Origin of the sequence: Protofrankia sp. Cj3 (genome assembly GCF_917627355.1) — a bacterium.
In the GTDB taxonomy this organism is placed as follows: domain Bacteria; phylum Actinomycetota; class Actinomycetes; order Frankiales; family Frankiaceae; genus Protofrankia.
In genome coordinates, this window is the sequence record NZ_CAKJTR010000282.1 from 1,559 (window position 1) to 4,720 (window position 3,162).

Here is a 3,162-nt window from a genome sequence, read left to right on the forward strand (position 1 = left end):
AGAATTATTCAAAATCCCATGAGATCGAAAAGAAAAATAGGCCGCGAGTCGCATCGTATGCATCGTGGTAGGTATGGTATGGGCGCCGATAGTCGGTGTGGAGTATGCGCCACGACTTGAAGTGCGCGACGACTCGCTCGACGGGTGCCCGAAGAGCGGAGAGATCGGCGTTGCATTTCTTGTCCATCTCGCCGAGTTCGCCCCCGTGTGGCCTTTTCCGCGGCGTGACCATTCCGCTGCATCCTTGGTAGCCTCTGTCCCCGATGCCACCGCCGGAATTTTTGACGATCTCAGCGACTGGTGTCTGTGTAAAGGCTGATGCATCATGGTTCTTTCCGGGCAGCGGGTCGGAGATAAATACGGGTTCTCCGTCGAGCAGACTCACCAGCTGCGCGTTGAACCCTGTCGTGCCTTTTTTCCGGCTCCATAGGTCGGGCTGGTCGTCGTAGGACCAGCAGGGGGTGATCGTGCCGTCTACCAGGCACACTCGCCCCTTGACGATCTCGATGGCCTCCTTCGCGTCTGGAACGAACTCCTCCAGGACCGCCTTCACGATCGGCACCAGTTTAGTGATGATCCGCGAAATCGTGGGCTGCGAGACGTCTTGTACGTCGCCGATGAACTCCTGGGTGATGTTGTGTCGCAAGTACATGCATGCGATGTCCACCGTCCGCGCCAGCGTGCACTTCTTCGGCCGGCCGGCCTTCTTGGACCAAGGCTCCGTCAACCGGCTGCCAATACGAACAACGAGCTCCTGCATCTGGGACGACATCAGACCGGTGGTACGCTGGTATCGCAACGATTCTTCCCTCAGTTGGCATTGGCGAGTTTTGGCGAATGAACCAATACCAACGGGAAGGGCCGTTGCCTACGCGACACGCCGCGCTTGATCGAGTGTTGACGAGACCGGCAGCGGTCTAACTAAAGAGACCCGTTGTCAAATGAAGAATGAGTTTTGAATAACACTCCTAGTAGTACTTTGTTAAGTTGAGTCGATCATGCATATGTCGGCGATAGTAATCGAGCGATGACACGTAGGGCAGGCGCCGGCCAAGGCTACAAGCAGGAGCTGGAGAACACGGACAGTGGCGTAGACGGTCAGGCCGGCGCAGGGACTTTTGGGTCGAGTCGCAGCAGGGTGCAGAACGCCTGGGCGAGGCACACGAGGGTGACGTGCCGGTTCCAGCCGGTGTAGGTGCGGCCCTCAAAATGGTCGAGACCGAGCGCGCTCTTTAACTCCCGGTAGTCATGTTCGATCCGCCAGCGGATCTTCGCGAGGCGGACCAGGCCGGTCAGGTCGGCGCCGACAGGCAGCGAGAGCAGCCAGTAGTCGGATGGCTCGTCGGCGTCAGGGGGCCACTCGACGAGCAGGGTACGTACCGGCAGGGTGCCGTCGTCAGCGCGGGGGATGTCCCGGTTAGCGAGACGTACTGGGATCGCGACGAAATGTGACCGCATCTGCGCCTCGGGGTTGCCGCGGCTTCGGCGGGTGCCGGTCCGCCAGGTGACCTCGGTACACGCGTCCCGACCGGCAGTGAGCGCAAGGGCCTTCAGGTTCGAGGCAGGGCCGCGGTACCTCGGCTTCGATGGCCGGCCGCGCCCGGAGGCCGGCACCACGGTGGGCACGGCGTCGACCGGGTAGGCGGACAGATCGGGACTGACCGCGAGCGCATAGTCCAGCCCGCGGTCCTCCAGACCGAGCCGGAAAGCGGTGATGTCACCGTAGCCGGCGTCCGCGGTCACCAGTAGTTTCCCGAGCTGCCATTCATCGACCATCTGGTCGAGCATGTCCAACGCCTGGCGCCACTTCTCCCGATGGCGGACGTCGTCGGGCAGGCCGGCACGGGCACGGCGGTGGCAGACCGACTCGGCCGCGGCCGGGTCGTCGAGGGTCGTGTCGTCCCACGACGCGGGGCAGAACAGCCGCCAGTTCGCCGCCAGCGACGCCGCGTCAGTGACCATTTGTATACTAACGCCGATCTGGCAGTTACCGGTCTTGCCGAGTGCCCCGCAGTACATCCGCGCGACACACGCCGAGGCCTTCCCGTCCTTCGGGAACCCTGAGTCATCAACCACGTATGCTTCGGGGCGGATTGTGTCCTTCGCCCAGCCCGCGACTGCTCTGCGTACCGCCGTCGCGTCCCAGGTTGACGAAGTGACGAACTGCTGTAACCGCTGGTGGTCGACCCCAAGGCGCTCGGCCATCGGCTGCATGGACGTACGAGCACCGTCCATCAGCAGCCCACGCACATACAGCTCGCCGACCGCCCGCTGATCCGCCCGCGGCAGGCTGGCCAGCATCCCGGCAGTGAAGTCCACCAGCCGGGGCGCCACCCGCGCGATCTCTTCTGGAGTCACAAACCGATCACATCAGGCGAAAATCAGTGCGCTCCAAACAGATCAACATAACTTAACAAAGTACTACTAGTAGAATTCAAACCAGTGGTGCACTGATCGCTAGAATTCGCCCTCTTTCGCATTGCTAGATTAAATCACGAAATGATATAATTGTCCAGATACGTTCATTCTCCTTAGTGTGCGCCCAGCGGGACTGGAGGTAAAAGCCGTGAGATAGCGGTGGATCCGGAGGTTCGTAAGCTCGTCGTCGCTTGCCGGTGAAAGTCCGGTCCGGGTAGCTGCCAGGAGGCCCGGTAGCAGGCTGGCAGCTTCGTCTGGAAACGGGCGGGGTCGAAGCCCAGCGTCAAAGGCCCTGTAAGGGGGAGCGACAGTGCGGTCCGTAGCATCACGCGAAGCCTGCGGCGTCGTTAGAATGCCCGTCCTTCGGGGCGGGGTAAGGGAGTGCCGAGCCTCTCACTATCGGGGCGAAGGCCACGGAAGCGGCGAAGATCCTGGAGATGCGGCCGTGAGGAACTCCCCGGCGTATGGGGCGCGGAACGTACTGACAGCGGCGGCGGGAACTGGGGAGGCCCTCCCCGGCCCGGCAGACTGCGGATAGCTGTCGGAGAACCGTGCCCTATAACCGGTGATCCCGGGAAGTGGGCGGCGGGCCGGGTGGGCGTCGGAGGCGGCCATATTACCGATCGAGCCGACCGGACAACATAACCGGCGGTGAGGGAAGGGCCGCTGCTTTGTCGATGCGTGGAGTTGGAGGGAGGGGCCCGGTGAGTGCCATGGTTGCTAGTCCCACCGCTGGTGGATCCC

At 62.4% G+C, this 3,162-nt stretch carries 2 protein-coding genes; both read right to left on the reverse strand.

All coding sequences use genetic code 11. The annotated features are described in order from the left end of the window. Positions 1–4: 4 nt before the first annotated feature. Positions 5–760 carry a transposase gene (locus MJ783_RS22310; RefSeq protein ID WP_239313626.1) on the reverse strand — a complete coding sequence of 252 codons (756 nt, stop codon included), beginning with the start codon at positions 758–760 and terminating at the stop codon, positions 5–7. A gap of 338 nt (positions 761–1,098) precedes the next feature. Next, complete coding sequence (locus MJ783_RS22315; RefSeq protein ID WP_370651778.1) at positions 1,099–2,358, reverse strand: IS701 family transposase; 1,260 nt, start codon at positions 2,356–2,358, stop codon at positions 1,099–1,101. Positions 2,359–3,162: the final 804 nt, after the last annotated feature.